The sequence below is a fragment of the Gilliamella sp. Gris1-4 genome (assembly GCF_001690335.1).
Taxonomy (GTDB): domain Bacteria; phylum Pseudomonadota; class Gammaproteobacteria; order Enterobacterales; family Orbaceae; genus Gilliamella; species Gilliamella apicola_P.
The window spans coordinates 1-1645 of the sequence record NZ_LZHA01000044.1; the positions used below are offsets into that span (position 1 = coordinate 1).

At 45.0% G+C, this 1645-nt stretch carries 1 protein-coding gene; it reads right to left on the reverse strand.

Features of this window, described 5'->3' with window-relative positions:
* Positions 1–344: 344 nt before the first annotated feature.
* Positions 345–1645 (reverse strand): hypothetical protein (locus A9G31_RS11790; RefSeq protein WP_176700361.1); only part of this gene is annotated, 1301 nt, incomplete at its 5' end.

The following is a 1645-nucleotide window of genomic DNA, read 5'->3' on the forward strand; positions in this document are numbered from 1 at the left end:
AAATTTGAACATCTGAGCATAGCGAAGATGGCCTCGTAGAGGCGAGTATCAGGATGATACGAGTATTGCCGTAGGCCACATTCTGTAGCCTTGCGAGGGGTTTTTAGGGGATTTCGCAAAAAATCCCCTAAATCGGACGTTGTCACTGTAGCTATTTTGTTCACCAAAGGTCAAAACGTCCGAAACCTTGCCGTACTAAAAATAGACCACCGCTTTAAAGCGCCACAGCGCAACCCTAAGGAAAACGCCCCAACTTACGCGGGGGCTTTGTTCTTTGTTATATTATCCTCTCAAGCACCATAACCACCCCCGCGCCCTAAGGATTAAGAACTAAACGCTAAGAACTAAGGTGCGGTGCAAAGGCCATAGAAGGAGTAGTTGGCACTGTCGCTGTAGACGTTGCCGTTGTACGAGGTGACATAGAACTGATCGCTACCTGTCGCGTCACTCGTCCCGTATCTGCGGTTGACGAAGCCCGCATCAGCGTAGTCGGACATGTAACCCCACTCCGTGAAAAATCCTGCCCCTATGTGACGCTGATACCTATTTCCTAATGAACTAGGGGCTGCGCCATCTATGCCATTTACACATGGAAACCAAGTATTATCTACACCACACTTCGCATTGGTTAAATCACTTACCCGTGGCATTCGATAACCCAAACTTCTACACCATGCTAATTGATTAGAAGCGCTAGTTTGGTAACCACCCCGATTGACGAACCACTGCCTTAACACAAATCCATACCTCACCTCATTACCATTACTATCCCTACCCACCAACTCGAAGGTCTGTGGCAAAGATGGACGTGTAAGTGAACCAGGATTACTTGAGCTTATCTGACTACTACTTGCCCTAGGACCTGTTAATGTTACCCGTGTGTCTAAACCAACCCTACTCACCGTTGCTCCCAAACTACCTCTTGTGTTAACTGTCCAACTCAACTGACCTCCGCCAATACCACCTATGTCCAAATCAAAATACAATCCATCTGCTCCTGTTGTTGGAAAGTTTCTGTCGTAAGATGATGGGTTTGTTGACTGAACTAAAAAACCTTTCTCAGGATTCCATATGTTAGATGGGCCTGCGTAGTCGCCTTTGCCAAAGTATAGATTCGGCCTGACCGAACAAATAACTGGCTGTGACGGCAAAGTGATATAATAATCCACCGTCCCTCCGTAAAAACGACTACTATTTGGCACTCCATACTGTGTAGTTAAACTTCCCCCTGTACTATCTAAAGTGACCTTATAAGGCGCGTTACATATACTTAATGTATCACTACGATTAACCGTAGCGCCATCTTTATCCTCTATTACTAACGATATACTCCCTGTTGCAGTAACACCATTTGTACCCTGTCCATCCCCATCATCATCTCCCCACTTCCCTTGGCTGATTAGACTATTTAAACTAATAGATGTTGCACCCGATGGCAATACCGTATGAATATCATTAAATGTATAATTTCCACTTGGTAACCTTATCGGATTTGTAACACTTGATGTGTTTGTTGACTGAGTGATACGTCTTCCATCAGGCAACTCGATTGCCAAAAAAGTGTCTGTATTAGTTGCCTTTGTCCGCCCACCATCAAACGTTAAATACGGCCCACTACCGTGAATAGTATTGGTTGTATTTACCG